The 15,952-nt window shown below is 73.2% G+C and carries 15 protein-coding genes and 1 pseudogene; 13 read left to right on the top strand and 3 right to left on the bottom strand.

Annotation, left to right across the window (positions count from 1 at the left end; genetic code table 11):
• Nucleotides 1-84: 84 nt before the first annotated feature.
• The 7 genes and pseudogenes from ACZ6EJ_RS01345 to ACZ6EJ_RS01315 all read left to right on the top strand — a co-directional run.
• Nucleotides 85-270 (top strand): annotated as a pseudogene (locus ACZ6EJ_RS01345) (helix-turn-helix domain-containing protein); the annotation flags it as partial.
• 48 nt (nt 271-318) lie between these two features.
• Nucleotides 319-1,062 carry a LysR substrate-binding domain-containing protein gene (locus tag ACZ6EJ_RS01340; RefSeq protein WP_469263974.1) on the top strand — a complete coding sequence of 248 codons (744 nt, stop codon included), beginning with the start codon at nt 319-321 and terminating at the stop codon, nt 1,060-1,062.
• Nucleotides 1,063-1,275: 213 nt separating this feature from the next.
• The gene (locus tag ACZ6EJ_RS01335) at nt 1,276-1,692 is read left to right on the top strand and encodes a cupin domain-containing protein (protein ID WP_469263646.1); all 417 of its coding nucleotides are present in this window, start codon (nt 1,276-1,278) and stop codon (nt 1,690-1,692) included.
• 97 nt (nt 1,693-1,789) lie between these two features.
• Nucleotides 1,790-2,266 carry a cobalamin B12-binding domain-containing protein gene (locus ACZ6EJ_RS01330; protein WP_469263644.1) on the top strand — a complete coding sequence of 159 codons (477 nt, stop codon included), beginning with the start codon at nt 1,790-1,792 and terminating at the stop codon, nt 2,264-2,266.
• A complete protein-coding gene (locus ACZ6EJ_RS01325) occupies nt 2,263-3,564 on the top strand; it encodes a methylaspartate mutase (protein ID WP_469263642.1) in 1,302 nt (433 codons plus the stop codon). The genes ACZ6EJ_RS01330 and ACZ6EJ_RS01325 overlap by 4 nt, the downstream gene beginning before the upstream one ends.
• Before the next feature lie 23 nt (nt 3,565-3,587).
• Entirely contained in the window at nt 3,588-5,543 is a 1,956-nt protein-coding gene (locus ACZ6EJ_RS01320; RefSeq protein WP_469263640.1) for an FAD/NAD(P)-binding protein, read from the top strand.
• Nucleotides 5,543-7,219, top strand: a complete 1,677-nt coding sequence (locus ACZ6EJ_RS01315) for an AMP-binding protein (protein ID WP_469263638.1) — start codon at nt 5,543-5,545, stop codon at nt 7,217-7,219. The genes ACZ6EJ_RS01320 and ACZ6EJ_RS01315 overlap by 1 nt, the downstream gene beginning before the upstream one ends.
• A 74-nt stretch (nt 7,220-7,293) precedes the next feature.
• Here the strand turns inward: ACZ6EJ_RS01315 and ACZ6EJ_RS01310 are convergent, their stop codons facing one another.
• Nucleotides 7,294-7,878: a CGNR zinc finger domain-containing protein gene (locus ACZ6EJ_RS01310; RefSeq protein ID WP_469263637.1), complete on the bottom strand. Its 585-nt coding sequence runs from the start codon at nt 7,876-7,878 to the stop codon at nt 7,294-7,296.
• Between the two features lie 158 nt (nt 7,879-8,036).
• Between ACZ6EJ_RS01310 and ACZ6EJ_RS01305 the strand changes: the two genes are divergently transcribed.
• From ACZ6EJ_RS01305 to ACZ6EJ_RS01290, 4 genes are all read left to right on the top strand, one after another.
• The gene (locus ACZ6EJ_RS01305) at nt 8,037-8,501 is read left to right on the top strand and encodes a VOC family protein (protein WP_469263635.1); all 465 of its coding nucleotides are present in this window, start codon (nt 8,037-8,039) and stop codon (nt 8,499-8,501) included.
• Nucleotides 8,502-8,708: 207 nt separating this feature from the next.
• On the top strand, nt 8,709-9,629 hold the full coding sequence (locus tag ACZ6EJ_RS01300) for a pyridoxamine 5'-phosphate oxidase family protein (protein ID WP_469263633.1): 921 nt from the start codon (nt 8,709-8,711) through the stop codon (nt 9,627-9,629).
• A 2-nt stretch (nt 9,630-9,631) separates the two neighbouring features.
• Nucleotides 9,632-9,826, top strand: a complete 195-nt coding sequence (locus ACZ6EJ_RS01295) for a ferredoxin (RefSeq protein ID WP_469263973.1) — start codon at nt 9,632-9,634, stop codon at nt 9,824-9,826.
• Entirely contained in the window at nt 9,823-11,049 is a 1,227-nt protein-coding gene (locus tag ACZ6EJ_RS01290; protein WP_469263631.1) for an NAD(P)/FAD-dependent oxidoreductase, read from the top strand. Before ACZ6EJ_RS01295 ends, ACZ6EJ_RS01290 begins: the two co-directional genes overlap by 4 nt.
• 85 nt (nt 11,050-11,134) lie before the next feature.
• Here ACZ6EJ_RS01290 and ACZ6EJ_RS01285 read toward each other — a convergent pair whose 3' ends face one another.
• Nucleotides 11,135-11,329: a hypothetical protein gene (locus tag ACZ6EJ_RS01285; protein ID WP_469263629.1), complete on the bottom strand. Its 195-nt coding sequence runs from the start codon at nt 11,327-11,329 to the stop codon at nt 11,135-11,137.
• Between the two features lie 395 nt (nt 11,330-11,724).
• On the opposite strand from ACZ6EJ_RS01285, the gene ACZ6EJ_RS01280 reads away from it, so the two are divergent.
• Nucleotides 11,725-13,800 (top strand): HelD family protein, encoded by a 2,076-nt coding sequence (locus ACZ6EJ_RS01280; protein WP_469263627.1) that lies wholly within the window; start codon nt 11,725-11,727, stop codon nt 13,798-13,800.
• Nucleotides 13,801-14,050: 250 nt separating this feature from the next.
• On the opposite strand, the gene ACZ6EJ_RS01275 is transcribed toward ACZ6EJ_RS01280, so the two are convergent.
• Nucleotides 14,051-14,740: a copper homeostasis protein CutC gene (locus tag ACZ6EJ_RS01275; RefSeq protein ID WP_469263626.1), complete on the bottom strand. Its 690-nt coding sequence runs from the start codon at nt 14,738-14,740 to the stop codon at nt 14,051-14,053.
• A 271-nt stretch (nt 14,741-15,011) separates the two neighbouring features.
• Between ACZ6EJ_RS01275 and ACZ6EJ_RS01270 the strand changes: the two genes are divergently transcribed.
• The coding region (locus ACZ6EJ_RS01270; protein WP_469263625.1) for a heavy metal translocating P-type ATPase at nt 15,012-15,952 on the top strand (941 nt) is incomplete at its 3' end.

Below are 15,952 nucleotides of genomic sequence, written 5' to 3'. Positions count from 1 at the left end.
CTGTTCGACGAACGAGTCCCGTCGGCGGCAGAGCCGCCACCGGGGTTCGTTCCGACGCCGGATCTCTCACTCTTGGGGACAGCCATGGTTTTGGATCTTGCCTTTCATCATCTGCGTACCTTCCGTGAAGTAGCCCACCAGGGAAGCGTCACGAGAGCCGCGTATAATCTCGGATATGCCCAGTCGAGCGTCACCGGACACATTAAGGCGCTGGAGACGAAGCTCGGGCATCCGCTGTTCCGGAGGCTCCCCCACGGCGTTTCCCTCACTCCGCACGGAGAAATCGTCAAGGAATACGCCGAGCGGATTTTCAAGACGATGGACGAGCTGACCGGCGCCTTGCACCCCCGGGGGGAGGTGGAGGGGCGGGTCTCCGTCGGCGCCGACCCTCTCCTCATGGAGCAGCGCCTGGGCCACCTGGTCCGCGAAGCCCGCTACCGCTACCCCAAGGTCCAGATCTCCCCGCGGCCCACCAGCACCCGGAGTCTCGCCGAGGACGTCCTGCGCGGAGAGTTGGCTCTCGCCTTGGTCGCGCTCGCGGCAGACGCTCCCGCCCTGCCCGCGGACCTCGTCACGGAGACATTGCCACCCCTCACCCTGGCCCCGGTCGCCGCCCCCTCGCTGGCCAACGCCCCTCGCCCCGGCGAAGCCCTGCGCCCGATGCGGGTGCTGACCGTCAACGCCGAGTGCACGAGCCACCTTCCCCTGGTCAAAGCCCTGCGCAGCCGGTACGGGATCGACGCCCACGTCATCGAGGCCGGGTCGGTCGGCGGTGTCCGCGAACTCGCGCGCGCCGGCTACGGGCTGGCCATGCTACCGCCCGACGCCTCGCTGGCCGGGCAGCACCTGCAGATCGTGCCCACCCTGCCGTACGCCGAGCTCGACGTGCGCCTCGTCTACGCGCGACCCGACCACCTGGGCCGTGCCGCCCAGTCCGTCGCGGAACTCATCCGCCGGCTCCCCGCCCCCACGAGCGACGACATCCACCTGGCGGCCGTCCCCCCGCTGACCGCCACCTTGCCCGGCCCGACGCGCGGCGTCTCCGCGGGCATCGCCTCGTGAGCACATAAGAAAACGGAACCCGGCACGGCCGCCGACGGAATCACCCTTCCGTCGACGGCCGTGCCGTCGTGCTTTCCCGAAGCCTTTTCAGGACCATCGGCCACCCGAATATCTCCCATCGGAAACATTCGGATCGAACAGTTTTCCCGAACCGTAGCCTTTTTCGCGTGGCGGGTAATGCGTCCGCCTCGTGAAAAGCGCCTGAGGGAGATCATGGAAAACGTCCTCTACGTCCAGAACGTGTTCCGCAGCGGCTTCGACCTGGACAGCCTCGACTGGACCTCGTGGAACGAGCCGGGCAGGGTCAGCGTCGAACACGCCGTGCTGTGGGCCCCCGACCCGGAGAACGGCGAGGACTCCGTCGGCCTCCTGCTGCGCTTCCCGCCCGGCGCCCACGGTGACTTCCACGAGCACCTCGGCCATGAGCTCATGCTCGTCCTCGACGGGGTCCTCGACCACAGCGACGGCCCCTCCTACGTCAAGGGCGACCTCATCGTCGAAGGCCCCGGCACCGAGCACCAGATGTCCAGCCGCACCGGGTGCACCGTGCTCGCCATCCGCACCCGCCCGGCCGAAGCCCGCACGCCCACCAAGGACATCCGCCCCGTCGGCGTCACCGCCGCCGCCTGACCGGACGGGACGGGGCGCACCGTTCACGCCCTGACCGGCCCGCCCCGTCCCGCCCCTCCGTCCAGCCGCCGAACACGCCACCGGAAAGAACGTCCTCATGTCTCTGCCCGCGCCCACCCACGGCACCTCCGCCCAGGCCACCGCCCCCGGCCGGCGCGTCCTGGTCTCCAGCGTCTCCTCCGACTCCCACACCTGGAACCTGGTCTTCCTCCAGCTCCTCCTGGAGGACCTCGGCCACCAGGTCACCAACATCGGCTCCTGCGTCCCCGACGAGCTGCTCATCGCCGAATGCCGCCGCGTCAAACCGGACATGGTGGTCCTCTCCAGCGTCAACGGGCACGGCGCCCTCGACGGCGGCCGGCTCATCCGCCGCCTGCGCGAGCAGCCCGACCTGTCCGACCTCACGGTGGTCATCGGCGGCAAGCTCGGCATCCGCGGCGGCGAAGGCGCATCCCACAGCCAGGCGCTCATGGCCGCCGGCTTCGACGCCGTCTTCGAGGACGCCGCGGGCATCACGCCCTTCCGCCGCTACCTCGCCGGTGCCGCCCCCGTGCTGCAGGGGACCGCGGCGTGAACCACCCGCCCGTGCCCGCCCGCCCGCTCGGCGCCTTCGCCACCGCGATCGCCCGCGCCCGCCACGACGGCGAGCTCGTCGTCCAGCCCCGCATGGGAATGCCCACCCTCGACGAGATGGGCCAGGGCCTCAGCGCCGTCAAACGCGCCCGCGCCCGCGTCGTCGGCACCATCACCCTCGACAGCTACACCCGCGTCGGCGACCACGACTCCGCCCGCCGCGCCCTCGACAACGGCTCCGACCTCAACGGATACCCGATCGTCGCGCACGGCCCCGCCGCCACGCGGGCCCTCACGGAAAAGGTCACCGCTCCCGGCGACCCCTTCGCCATCCAGGTCCGCCACGGCTCCGCCGAGCCGTACGACATCATCCGGGCCGTCCTCGACTCCGGCCTGGACGCCACCGAGGGCGGACCGATCTCCTACTGCCTGCCCTACAGCCGCACCCCCATCACCGACTCCGTCGACGCCTGGGCCCGTAGCTGCGACCTGCTCGCCTCCCGCCCGGGCACGCACCTGGAGAGTTTCGGCGGCTGTATGCTCGGCCAGCTCTGCCCCCCGAGCCTTCTGGTCGCCCTGTCCGTCCTGGAATGCGTCTTCTTCCGCCAGCACGGCCTGACCAGCGTCTCCCTCAGCTACGCCCAGCAGACCCACCGCGATCAGGACGTCGAGGCACTGCACGCGCTGCGCACCCTGGCGGCCGAACACCTCGACGGCATCGACTGGCACGTCGTCCTCTACAGCTACATGGGGGTCTTCCCCCGCACCGTCGACGGCGCCCTGGAGCTCCTGCGCGACTCCGCCCGCCTCGCCGCGGCCACCCGCACCGAGCGGATGATCGTCAAGACGCCCGCCGAGGCCCACCGCATCCCCACCATCGCCGACAACATCAGCGCGCTCGAGGAAGCCGCGCAGGCCGCCCGCACCGCGCCCGAAATCCCCCGGCCCACCGGCGAGTTCGGTGTCCTCGCCGAGGCCCGCACCCTGGTCGACGCCGTCCTCGAACTCCACCCCGACGTCGGCCAGGGCCTCGTCCGAGCCTTCCGGCGCGGCATCCTCGACGTCCCCTACTGCCTGCACGCCGACAACGCGCAGCGCGCCCGCAGCTTCATCGACGCCCGCGGGAGCCTCCAGTGGCACCGGGCCGGCGCCATGCCCGTCACCACCGCCCGCGACAGCGGCGACCTCAGCCTGCGCGCCGAAGACCTCCTCACGATGCTCGGCCACGTCCAGGACGCCTACGACCGGGCCGCCCTGAATGCCTCGGGCATCGCCGCCCTGGGCGCCCGCCCCTCCTGACCCGCGACAACAAGGACACCTCCGTGCTCACCAGCCCCGCCCCCCTCCACCTCGCCGTCATCGGCAGCGGCCCCCGCGGCCTGTCCGTCCTCGAACGCCTGGCCTGCCGGCTCATCCAGGAACACGACGCCGACGGCGCGTCCGCCCGGCCGGTCACCGTGCACCTCATCGACAGCACCGAGATCGGCGCGGGACGGGTCTGGCGCACCGACCAGGACCCCTGGTTCACCATGAACACCGTCGTCAGCCAGATCACCATGTACTCCGGCGACAGCGACGAGGGCCCCGCCCGCCCCGGCGCCGGGCCGTCGCTCGGCCAGTGGCACGCGGCCAACACCCCGCCCGGCCAGACGCCGCTGGGCCCCAACGGCTACGCCTCGCGCGCCGACTACGGCCGCTACCTGAAGGACGTCCACCGCACCATCGCCGAGGCGCTGCCCGCCCACGTGCGGCTCCGCGGCCACAACGCCGCCGTCACCGCGCTCACCCCGCAACCCGACGGCACCTACCTCCTCCAGCTCGACGGCGCGCCCGGCAGTCTCACCGTCGACCGGGTCACCCTCGCCACCGGCCATCCCCGCAACGCCGCCGACGACTTCGACGCCGTGATGGAGGGCTTCGCCTCCCGCCACGCCGTGCACTACCTGCGCGGTGACTCCGCCGCCGACATGCCGCTCGGCGAGTCGACGATCCCCGCCGGAAGCACCGTCGCCATCCGCGGCCTGGGCCTGTCCTTCTACGACGTGATGCTCTCCCTGACCGTCGGAAGAGGAGGCGAGTTCAAAGCCGCGGCGGACGGCACCTACGCCTACGTGCCCTCCGGCCGCGAACCGCACATCGTCGCCGGCTCCCGCAGCGGCCTGCCCATCCCCGCCCGAGGCATCAACCAGAAGCCCGCCGACCACAGCCACACGCCGAGGTTCCTCACCCGCGCCGCCCTCACCGCCGCCCGCGCGGCCCGCGCCGCCACCACCGCCGGCGCCCAGCTCGACTTCTCCCAGGACGTCCTGCCCCTGCTCCTCGACGAGGTCGCCTACGTCTACTACACCACCGCGCACCGCGTCCGGCACGGATCCGACGACGCCCGCTTCGCCCGCGAGCTCGCCGACGCCCTGCACCGCGGTCACGACGTCGCGCCCCTCCTGGCCGCGGCCCACCTGGACGACCTGCCGCCCATCGACCTCCAGGCCCTGGCCCGCCCCTTCGAGGGCGCCCGGTTCACCGGCCCCGACGACTTCCGTACCGTGCTCCTCGGCGTCATGCGCGAGGACCTCGACCAGGCACGTCTCGGCAACGCCGACGGCCCGCTCAAGGCGGCCCTGGACGTGCTGCGCGACATCCGCAACACCGTGCGCGAAGCCGTCGACTTCGGCGGCCTGCTGCCCCGGTCCCACATCGACGACTTCACCCGCGCCTTCCTGCCCATGAACGCCCTGCTCTCGGCCGGCCCGCCGCTCGAACGGGTCGAGCAGCTCCACGCCCTGATCACCCAAGGCGTCGTCGACATCGCCGGCCCCGGAACCCGTTTCGGCACCAGCGAGGCATCCGGCACGTTCACCGTCTCCTCGCCCCAGGTACCCGGATCCACCCGACAGGCCCGCACGCTCATCGACGCCCGCATACCCACCCCCGACCTGGAGCGCGACACCTCCCCGTTCATCCAGCGGCTCATCGCGGACGGCCTGGTGCGCACCTTCACCATCCAGGGCCCCGACGGACACCACCGCACGGGCGGTCTGGACGTGACGCCGTCGCCGTTCCGCGTCATCAGCGCCGACGGCACCCCCCACCCCGGCCTGTTCGCCCTCGGGATCCCCACCGAGCACACCCGCTGGTTCACCCAGGTCGGCTCCAGCCGCCCCGGCACCGGCCGCACCCTGTTCTACCGGGACGCCGACGCCATCGCCGAAGCCCTGCTCGCCCCCCTCGACCACACCGCCCGGCCGCTCGCCGCCGCGGGCGCGAGGACGGCCCCGTGATGCGTACGCCGAACGCCGCCCACACCGCCTTCCGAACCGCCCGCGACACGCTCCTGACCCACCGCACCGACCTGGACGCCGCCCGCGCCGCGTTCCGCTGGCCCGTCCTCGAGCGGTTCAACTGGGCGCTCGACTGGTTCGACGTCGTCGCCGACGGCAACACACGGCCCGCGTTGCGCCTCGTGGGCGAGGGGGCGCCGGACACCGACACGGTGCTCAGCTACGCCGAACTCGCCGCCCGCTCCGACCAGGTCGCCGCCTGGCTGCGCGGCAACGGCGTGCGGCGCGGGGACCCGATCCTGCTGGCGCTCGCCAACCGGGTGGCGGTCTGGGAGGCCACGCTCGCCGCGATCAAGCTCGGCGCCGTCGTCATCCCGACCTACACCACCGCCACCCCGGCCGAACTGGCCGACCGCATGGCGCGCGGCCAGGTCCGCCACGTCATCGCGGAAGCCGCCGTCACCGACCGCTTCCCCCACCCGAACGGGTGGACCCCGATCAGCGTCGGCCCGCCCGTCGACGGCTGGATCGACTACACCACCTCCCACCAGGCGCCCACCGGCTTCGTCCCCGACGGCACGACTCCGGCCGACGCACCGCTGTTCCGGTACTTCACCTCGGGCACCACCTCCGCGCCGAAGATGGTCGAGCACACGCACACCAGTTACCCCGTCGGCCATCTCTCCGGCATGTACTGGAACGGCGTCACCCCCGGCGACCTGCACCTCAACATCTCCCTGCCCGGCTGGGCCAAGCACGCCTGGTCCAGTTTCTTCGTCCCCTTCAACGCGGAGGCCACCGTCCTCGCGCTGCCGGCCGAACAGGCCACGCCCGGCAGGGTTCTCGACGTGCTGCGCAGCCGGGAGCCGACGACCTTCTGCGCGCCCCCGACCGTCTGGAGAGCCCTCGTGTCCCAGGGCCTCGGCGCCCGGCCGCCCCGCCTGCGCGAGGCGGTCTCGGCCGGCGAACCCCTGGACGAGCCCCTGATCGCCGCGGTCCGCGCGGCCTGGGCCATCGAGCTGCGCGACGGCTTCGGCCAGACCGAGACCACCGCTCAGATCGGCACCACCCCCGGCCAGCAGGCGGTCGCCGGCCGCATCGGCAAGGCACTGCCCGGCTACCGGCTCACGCTGGTCGACCCCGAATCCGGCGGGCCCGTCCCGGACGGCGCCCCCGGCGAACTGTGCGTCCAGCTCGCCGACCGGCCCGCGGGGCTGATGCGCGGTTACACCGGCGACCCCGACCGCACCGCGCGGGTCTTCGCCGACGGCCTGTACCGCACGGGTGACCTCGCCGTACGCGACGCGCAGGGACACGTGAGCTACCTCAGCCGCGCGGACGACATGTTCAAGTCGTTCGACCACCGCGTCTCCCCCCTGGAGCTGGAACAGGTTCTGCTGCGCCTGCCCCAGGTCACCGACGCCGCGGTCGTTCCCGTACCGGACCCGGTCGGCCTGTGGAAACCCAAGGCGTACGTGGTCGCCGCGGGCGGGTTCCCACCGGACGCGGCGACCGCCGAGCTGATCCTCGCGGCCGTCGTGAGGGAACTGCCTCCCGAGAAGCACGTCCGTGTCGTGGAGTTCACCGACGTGCTGCCGCGGACGGCATCGGGGAAGGTCCGCCGGGCCGCGCTGAAGGAGCGGCGCGCGGGCGTGGAACACGTACTGGCCGTGTGAGACGTGGCCGGAGGATGCCGGCGGCGGTCATCGGCTCGGGGAGGAGCCGATGGCCGCCGCCGGCATCGCCGCGCCTACGGTTCGCCGGACGGCGCGGCCTTGCGGTGCCGGGTGTAGTGGCGCCGGGTCTTGGCCCGGTTGCCGCAGCCGGCCATGGAGCACCAGCGGCGCCCGCCGTTCTTGGAGACGTCATAGAAGTGCAGGACGCACTCGGGGTTGGCGCACTTGCGGATCCGGTCGGGGTTCTCCTCCAGCAGTTGCAGGTACTTCTCGGCGGCACTCCACGCGGGCAGCCAACTGGGTGCGTCGGTGTCGATGACCGCCTCGGGCCCTTCCGCGTTCAGGACGCGCAGGATCCGGCCGTGGCTGAGCGTCTCGTTCAGTTCGTTGATCGCTTCCTTCGGGTCGGTCCGCTCGTCCAGGAGCGCGCCGAGGGCCGCGCGCGTGACGAGGAGCGCGTCGAGAGTCTCCTGACTGGCCGGCACGGCGTCGGCGAACCCCGCCGCCGCGAGCCAGGTCATGAGACCGCCGGGACGCTCCAGCAGGTCGTGGCGTACGCCCTCGTCGATCCAGACGGTGTTCATCAGGTCCAACGGCAGCGGTTCGTCGGTGAGGGGCCGGGGGTCCGCGTCGGGTCCGCGGACGGGTTCTGTGCTCATCAGTTCTGACCTTTCGTGTCGCGGGTCTATGCGACCACATGGCCAAATTCAACCATCGAAAGCAGTTTCACCGGTTGACTGAAGTGCAGTCAACCTCTAACGTTCCTTTCAGCGGTTAGGCCGGACGGTCCGGCCCCACCACTCACCGGAGGCACCCCATGACGCAGTCCCTCGCCGACAAGTCCCTGCAGACCGGCCACGTCGGCCTCAACGTCACCAACCTCGAGAAGTCACTGCCCTTCTACATCCGCGTCTTCGGCTTCGAGATCCTCGCCGAGGGCAAGGACGACACCCAGCGCTGGGCCTTCCTGGCCCGCGACGGCCGCCTCGTCCTGACGCTGTGGCAGCAGAGCGACACCGCCTTCACCGCCGGCGCCGCCGGCCTGCACCACCTCTCCTTCCAGGTCGACTCCATCGAGGACGTCAAGACCGCCGAAGCCGTCCTGCGCGAACTCGGCGCCGACTTCGCCCACGACGGCGTCGTCTCCCACGGCGAGGGCGCCGGCTCCGGCGGCATCTTCTTCACCGACCCCGACGGCATCCGCCTGGAGATCTACGCCCCGAGCGGCGCCGAGAGCGCGCCCGCCCCCACCGGCGCCGCCCCCACCTGCGGCTTCTTCTAGAAACACGGGCCAGGGGGGGGGGGGGGGCCCCCGGCCCCCCCCCCCCCCCCCCCCCCCCCCCCCCCCCCCCCACCCCCACCCCCCCCCCCCCCCCCACCCACCCCCCCCCCCCCCACCCCCCCCCTCCCGCCAAACCCCCCCCCCCCCCCCCCCCCCCCCCCCCCCCCCCGCCCCAGCACACCCGCACCGATCGGAAAGGAGCCGGACATGGGCGTCTACCACCAGGGCGAACGCACCGTTCAGGAGCGAGCCGGCCTGCGCGACCACGCCGACTTCTCCTCCGCGGCCATCAAGAGCGAGATCCCCGACGTCGCCGTCGACTTCCTCGCCGAGCAGCCCATGCTCGTCGTCGGAGCCCCGGACACCCGCGGCGACCTCTGGGCCTCCCTGCTGACCGGCGAACCCGGATTCCTCACCGCCACCGGCCCGGCCTCCCTGGCCGTCAACGCCACTCCGGCAGCCGGCGACCCGCTGCACGAGGCCTTCACCCGCACCGCCCACCTCGGCATGATCGCCATCGAGCCCGCCACGCGCCGCCGTATGCGGATGAACGGCAAGGCCCGCCCCGCCCCGCAGGGGCTTCGCGTCGACCTCGACCAGATCTACGCGAACTGCCCCAAGTACATCCAAAAACGCCAGCCCGTCAGGGAACCCGCCGATCCGGCGCCACCCCTCCACGGCCGCGAGCTGAACGCCCACCAGCTCGACCTCGTCGCCCGGACCGACACCTTCTTCATCGCCACCGCCGACCAGCACGGCCATGCCGACGCCTCCCACCGCGGCGGCAACCCCGGATTCCTCCAGGCCCTCAGCCCCACACTCCTGCGCTGGCCCGACTACATCGGCAACGCCATGTTCGGCACCCTGGGCAACATCGAAGTCCAGCCCAAGGCCGGCCTCCTGCTGCCCGACTGGGCCACCGGCACCCTCCTCCAGCTCACCGGCACCGCCACCGTCGACTGGGACCCCGAACACGCCGCCGCCCTCCCCGGCGCCCAGCGCGTCGTCGAGTTCACCGTCCACCGCGTCGTCCAGACCGACCACGCCTCCCCCCTGCGCTGGACCACGCCCCAGTACTCCCGCTTCAACCCGCCCGCCCCCCGAGCCCCAGAAGGAGCAGCAGCGTGACCGTGAAGATCACCGTCGACATGAATCTGTGCGAGAGCCACGGCCAGTGCGTCTTCGCCGCTCCCGAGGTCTTCTCCTTCGACGACGACGACTACCTCGTCCACGACGCCGAGCCCGACCCCGCCCTGTACGGCAAGGTCACCCAGGCCGCCGCCGCCTGCCCCGTACGAGCCATCCTGGTCGAGGGGACGCCGTGAGCACCGCCCCCCGGAACATCGTCGTCGTCGGCGCGTCCCTGGCCGGCCTCCGCGGCGTCCAGGCGCTGCGCGCCGCCGGCTACCGGGGCCGCCTCACCCTCGTCGGCGCCGAACGCCACACGCCCTACGACCGCCCCCCGCTGTCCAAGGAGTTCCTGGCCGGCCGGGCCGGTCCCGCGGACGTCTCCCTCGGACCGACCGCCGACCTCGGCCTGACCGAGCTGTACGGGTACCGCGCCCTGCACCTCGACACCACCGCACGGGAGGTCCACCTCGACGACGGCTCCGTCCTGCCCTACGACGGACTCCTCATCGCCACGGGAGCCGGCGCCCGCCCCTGGGACGGCCCCCGCCCCCGTTCCGGCGTGCACGCCATCCGCACCATCGACGACGCACGGGCCCTCAGGGATGACCTGACCGCCGCACGGCGTCGTCTGCTCGTCGTCGGCGCCGGATTCATCGGCTGCGAGGTGGCCTCCGTCGCACGCGAGCTCGACCACGAGGTCACCCTCGTGTCGAGGGAACCGCTCCTGCTGCAGGAAGCCCTCGGCCATCAGGCCGCCGCGTTCCTCACCCAGCTCCACCACGACGCGGGCGTCGAGATACTTCCCAGCAGCACGGTCTCCGCGCTCCACGGCCACGAACGCGTCGAGGGCTCCACGGTCAACAGCACGTGGCGCATCGCCGCCGACACCGCACTCCTTGCCCTCGGAGACAGGCCCCACACCGATTGGCTCGCCACGTCGGGCCTGAACACCGACCGGGGCCTCGCCACCGACGCGTTCACCCGAGCCCTCGGGGCCGACGGCCGACCCGACCATCGCGTCGTCGCCGCCGGCGACATCACGCGCTTCCCCCACCCCCACGCGCCCGAACCCATCCACCTGGGCCACTGGAGCAACGCCGTCGAACAGGCCCGGACGGCCGCGCACAATCTGCTCAACCCCCGCGACCCCAGGGCCTACCGCCCCGTCGCCTCCTTCTGGACCACGCAGTACGGCGTCCGATTCCGCGCTGTCGGCCTGCCCCGCTACGCCGACCACGCCGAAGTCCGCGAACGCGACCCCGAGAACAAGCGCCTCGACATCGCCTACTACCGCGCGGGACGCCTGATCGGCGCCCTCACCGCCAACCGTGCCGCTCGGATCACCGCCTACCGGGCCGCCCTGGCCGAAGAGATCGCGCTGGCGGATCACGCGCGGGAGCCCCAGCACGCGCCATGACGCCACACCGCGCCGTCCCGCTGCGGCGGCCGGCCGCCGCCGAGGGCGGAGCGCGGCGGCTCCCCCGTACGCGGAGGGTGGGCGCTCAGTGGTCGCGGCCGGTGACGAGGTCCGCGTCCTGCGCGTACTCCCCCAGCACGACGACGCCGAACGCCGCCGTCACGAACACCTTCACGGCGCGTACCGCGGCTTTGACGCGATGGGGTCGATGGTGACCGGTGGCCGCGGTCGCGCCGTGCGCGGCGCCGGTCCTGCGGGGGTTCACGCTGGTTGCGCTCATGCCTCCATGGTGCTCCCGTCACCCGTTCGGGCGCGTCGGCCCGCAGAGGGAGCGGGGGGCCGGGCGGGTAGCCCTCCGGTACCGTCCGGGCGGGCGCCCGGTACCGCTCCGGGTGGGCCCGTCCCCTACGGGCGACCCCGACGCCTCCGCCCTCCCATCGGGGGCCCCGGCCGCCCTCCGGTTCGCCGGCGCCGCCCGCTGTGGCTACAATCGCCGCTCTGCCCGCCTCCCGCACCGTGGTACCGGCCCTTCGCCGCCGGCAGCCGGGGGAGCGCCGCCGACCGGACGGAAACCGGCCGACACCAACGGATACGACCTTCCCGAGCGGACCGCCCTGCTCCGACACCACCGGAGCGCGGTCCGCCGTCCTGTGTTGAAGAGCCGGAGGCATCACCGTGCCCGCGCACGCGAGCGACAGCGAACCCACCCACGACCCCCTGGCGCACGAGCGCGCCCATCTCGCCGCGTCCCGCGCCGCCCTGCGGGGGATGCGCGAGGACGTCCAGGCCCTCGACATCCGCGACGTGACCGCGAACTGGGTCAACGCCGCCGTCCTCCAGGCCCAGATCGACGACCGCGTCAAGGCGCTCGCCGACCTCGCCCACACCCCGCTGTTCTTCGGCCGCCTCGACTACCTGCGCGCCGTCGGCGGCGAGGCGGCCGAGGGCGCGGAGGGCGAGCGGTTCTACATCGGGCGCCGCCACGTCCACGACGCCGCCGGGGACCCGATGGTCATCGACTGGCGCGCCCCGGTCTCCCAGCCGTACTACCAGGCGTCCCGGAAGAACCCCCAAGACGTCGGGTTGCGCCGCCGGTTCGGCTACACCGGCGGCGAGTTGACCGCGTACGAGGACGAGCACCTGACCGACCCCGCCGAGGTGGAGCGGACCAGCCGGCTCCTCCAGGCGGAGATCGAACGGCCGCGCGTCGGCCCGATGCGCGACATCGTCGCCACCATCCAGCCCGAGCAGGACGAGATCGTCCGCAGCGGCCTCGGCGGCACGGTCTGCGTGCAGGGCGGGCCCGGCACCGGGAAGACCGCCGTCGGCCTGCACCGGGTGGCGTACCTCCTGTACGCGCACCGCGACCGGCTGGCCCGCACCGGCACCCTGGTCATCGGGCCGAACCGGTCCTTCCTCCACTACATCGAGCAGGTCCTGCCCGCCCTGGGCGAGTTGGCGGTCCAGCAGGCCACCGTCGACGACCTGGTGAGCGCGGGCGTCGAGGTCCGGGGCACGGACGACGCGGCCGCCGCCGTCGTCAAGGGCGACGCCCGGATGGCCGAGGTGCTGCGCCGCGCGCTCCGCTCGCACGTGACGGCCCCCGCCGAGCCCGTCGTCGTGGTGCGCGGCTCGCGCCGGTGGCGGGTGCCGGCGTACGAGGTCCAGGAGATGGTCGACGAGCTGCTGGCCCGCGACATGCGGTACGGGGCCGCGCACGAGGCGCTGCCGCAGCGGATCGCGCACGCCGTCCTCGTACGGATGGAGGAGGCGGGCGAGGCGCCCGACGACCGGGTGCAGAACGCGGTCGCCCGCACCCCGGCGGTCAAGGCCGCCGTCAAGGCGGTCTGGCCCGCCGTCGACCCGCAGAAGCTCGTGCTGCGGCTGCTCTCGGACGCGGAGTTCCTGGCCGCGCACGCCGAGGGGCTGCTGAGCGAGGACGAGCAGAAGCTGATCCGCTGGGCGAAGCCCGCCCGTGGCGTGCGGTCCGCCCGGTGGTCGGCGGCGGACGCCGTGCTGATCGACGAGGCGAACGACCTGGTGGCGCGGACGCACTCGCTCGGCCATGTGGTGCTCGACGAGGCGCAGGACCTGTCCCCGATGCAGTACCGGGCGGTCGGCCGCCGCTGCTCCACCGGTTCGGCCACCGTGCTGGGCGACCTCGCCCAGGGGACGACCCCGTGGTCCACGGAGAGCTGGGCGGAGGCGCTGCGCCACCTGGGCAAGCCGGACGCGGTGGTCGAGGAGCTGACCGCCGGTTTCCGCGTGCCGCGCGAGGTCATCGCGTATGCCTCCCGGCTGCTGCCCGTGATCTCGCCGGGGCTCGCGGCGGTGGAGTCGGTACGGGAGTCCCCCGGCTCCCTCGTGGTCCGGGAGGTGGCGGAGGGGCCCGAGGGCCTGGACGCGGCGGTCGTCGCCGCCTGCGCGGAATCGTTGCGCCACGCGGGGTCGGTGGGGCTGATCGCGGCCGACGCCCGGCTGCCGCGGTTGGGCGAGGCGCTGACGGCGGCGGGCCACGCGTATCTGGCGCCCGGCGAGGAGACGACCGCCGCGTCCCGGCTGACGCTGGTCCCGGCGTCGCTCGCCAAGGGGCTGGAGTACGACTACGTGGTGCTCGACGAGCCGGCGGCCGTGGTGGACGGCGAGCCGGACGAACGGACGGGGCTGCGGCGGCTGTACGTCGCCCTGACCCGCGCGGTCTCCGGACTCACGGTGCTCCACGCGGCGCCGTTGCCGGACGCGTTGCGCTGAGGGGCGGGGGTCGCGCGCCTGGGCGCGGGGATGGCGAGCCCCGGTACGGGGCTCGGATGGTGAGCTTTGGTGCGGGGCTCGGGTGGGGGGCACGGGCGCGGGGCCGGGCCCGTGAGCCGGAACACCGGGCTCGGGTCGGAACGGACCGCGACCGACCGACCGGCCGAGGTCCGGCGACCCGCCCTCGGTCGGCCCCCGTCCGAGCCCGCCCGGCCGGGGCGGGTCCCCGCCGCCCCGGCCGACCCGGTCCTCAGCCGTCCAGCGCCTCGCGCCACTCCCGTACGGCCGCCGCGTCCACCGGGGCCGACCAGCCCGCGGGCCGGGCCGCGCCGCCGATGTGGAACGCGTCGATGCCCGCCGCCCGCAGCTCGGGCAGGTGGTGCAGGTGGAGGCCGCCGCCGACGAGGATCCGCGGCTCGTAGCCCGGCTCCTGGTCGCGCGCGGCCTCCGCGACGAGGGTCGGGACACCGGCGTCCACCCCGTCCGGCGAGCCCGCCGTGAGGTACGCGTCGAGGCCGGGCAGGTCCGCGAGCTGCTTGCGCAGGGTGTCGCGGTCGGCGGCCCGGTCGATCGCGCGGTGGAACGTCCACCGGCAGCCGTCCAGCTCGGCGACGATCCGCTCGACGGCCACGAGGTCGGGGTGGCCGTCGGCGTCGAGGAAGCCGAGCACGAACTCGTCGGCGCCCTCCGCCCGCATCTCGCGGGCCTTGCCGACCAGCACCTCGACGTCGCCGGCGGCGAAGCCGTCCGCCACCCTGAGCATCACGCGCAGCGGGATGTCCACGGCGGAGCGGACCGCCGCGAAGGTCTCCCGTGACGGCGTCAGGCCGTCCGCGGCCATGTCGGTGACCAGCTCAAGGCGGTCAGCACCTCCGGCCTGGGCCGCGACCGCGTCCTCCGCGTCGAGAGCGATCACCTCCAGGACTGCACGGTTGCTCATGCTCTCCCCATTCCTCCAGAACGCAGCTATAGGTCTAGTCCAATGGCCAGCCTACGGGTCGGCCGACGGGCGGCCCAGCCCTCTATCTGAGCGCATGATCGCGATCTGGCGCGAACCCGCCCCCGCAGACGAGTGACACATCACGTGCACATGTGTCGCAGAACCGGTCACTCTCCGCTTCCGCGCCTTGCCTTTCATAGGGGCGGGGGGTATACATGAGGACAGGGCCAGATACCCCTAGGGGGTATAGAGCACCATCGAGGAGGACTCCGTGACCGCGCATTCCACCCCCACCGCCACCGCCGAGGCCGGGGAGGCCCCCCGCGCCTCCGCGGTCGAGCTGGCGATCGGCGGGATGACCTGTGCCTCGTGCGCGGCCCGTATCGAGAAGAAGCTCAACCGGATGGACGGCGTCGAGGCCACCGTCAACTACGCCACCGAGAAGGCCAAGGTCACCTACCGGGACGCCGATGTCTCCGTACAGGACCTGATCGCGACCGTCGAGGCCACCGGCTACACCGCCCGGCCACCCGCGCCACCCGCGTCACCCGCCGACTCCCCCTGCGGCGGCGGTGCGGACGCGGCGGCGGAGAGCGCGGACGACGGGCTCACCACCCTGCGCCAGCGCCTGGTCACCGCCGTCCTCCTCGCCGTCCCCGTGGTGGCGATGGCGATGGTCCCCGCGCTCCAGTTCGACCACTGGCAGTGGCTGAGCCTGACCCTGACCGCCCCCGTCGTCACGTACGCCGCCTGGCCGTTCCACCGCGCCGCCTGGACCAACGCGAAGCACGGCGCGGCGACGATGGACACGCTGATCTCGGTCGGCACGTCGGCCGCGTTCCTGTGGTCGGTGTGGGCCCTGTTCTTCGGGACCGCGGGCACGGCCGGGATGACGCACCCCTTCGAGCTGACCATCGCCCGCAGCGACGGCGCCGGGAACATCTACCTGGAGGCCGCCGCCGGGGTGACGGCGTTCATCCTCGCCGGGCGGTACTTCGAGGCCCGTTCCAAGCGGAAGGCCGGGGCGGCGCTGAAGGCGCTGCTGGAGCTGGGGGCGAAGGAGGTCACGGTCCTGCGCGACGGCGTCGAGACGACCGTCCCGACTGCCGCGCTGCGGGTCGGGGACCGGTTCGTGGTGCGCCCCGGCGAGAAGATCGCCACGGACGGGACCGTGGTGGAGGGCTCCTCCGCCGTGGACGCCTCGATGCTCAC

Source organism: Streptomyces sp. NPDC041970 (assembly GCF_055588985.1).
Note: the sequence above shows the minus strand (reverse complement) of the source record. Positions and strands in the feature narration are given on the sequence as shown.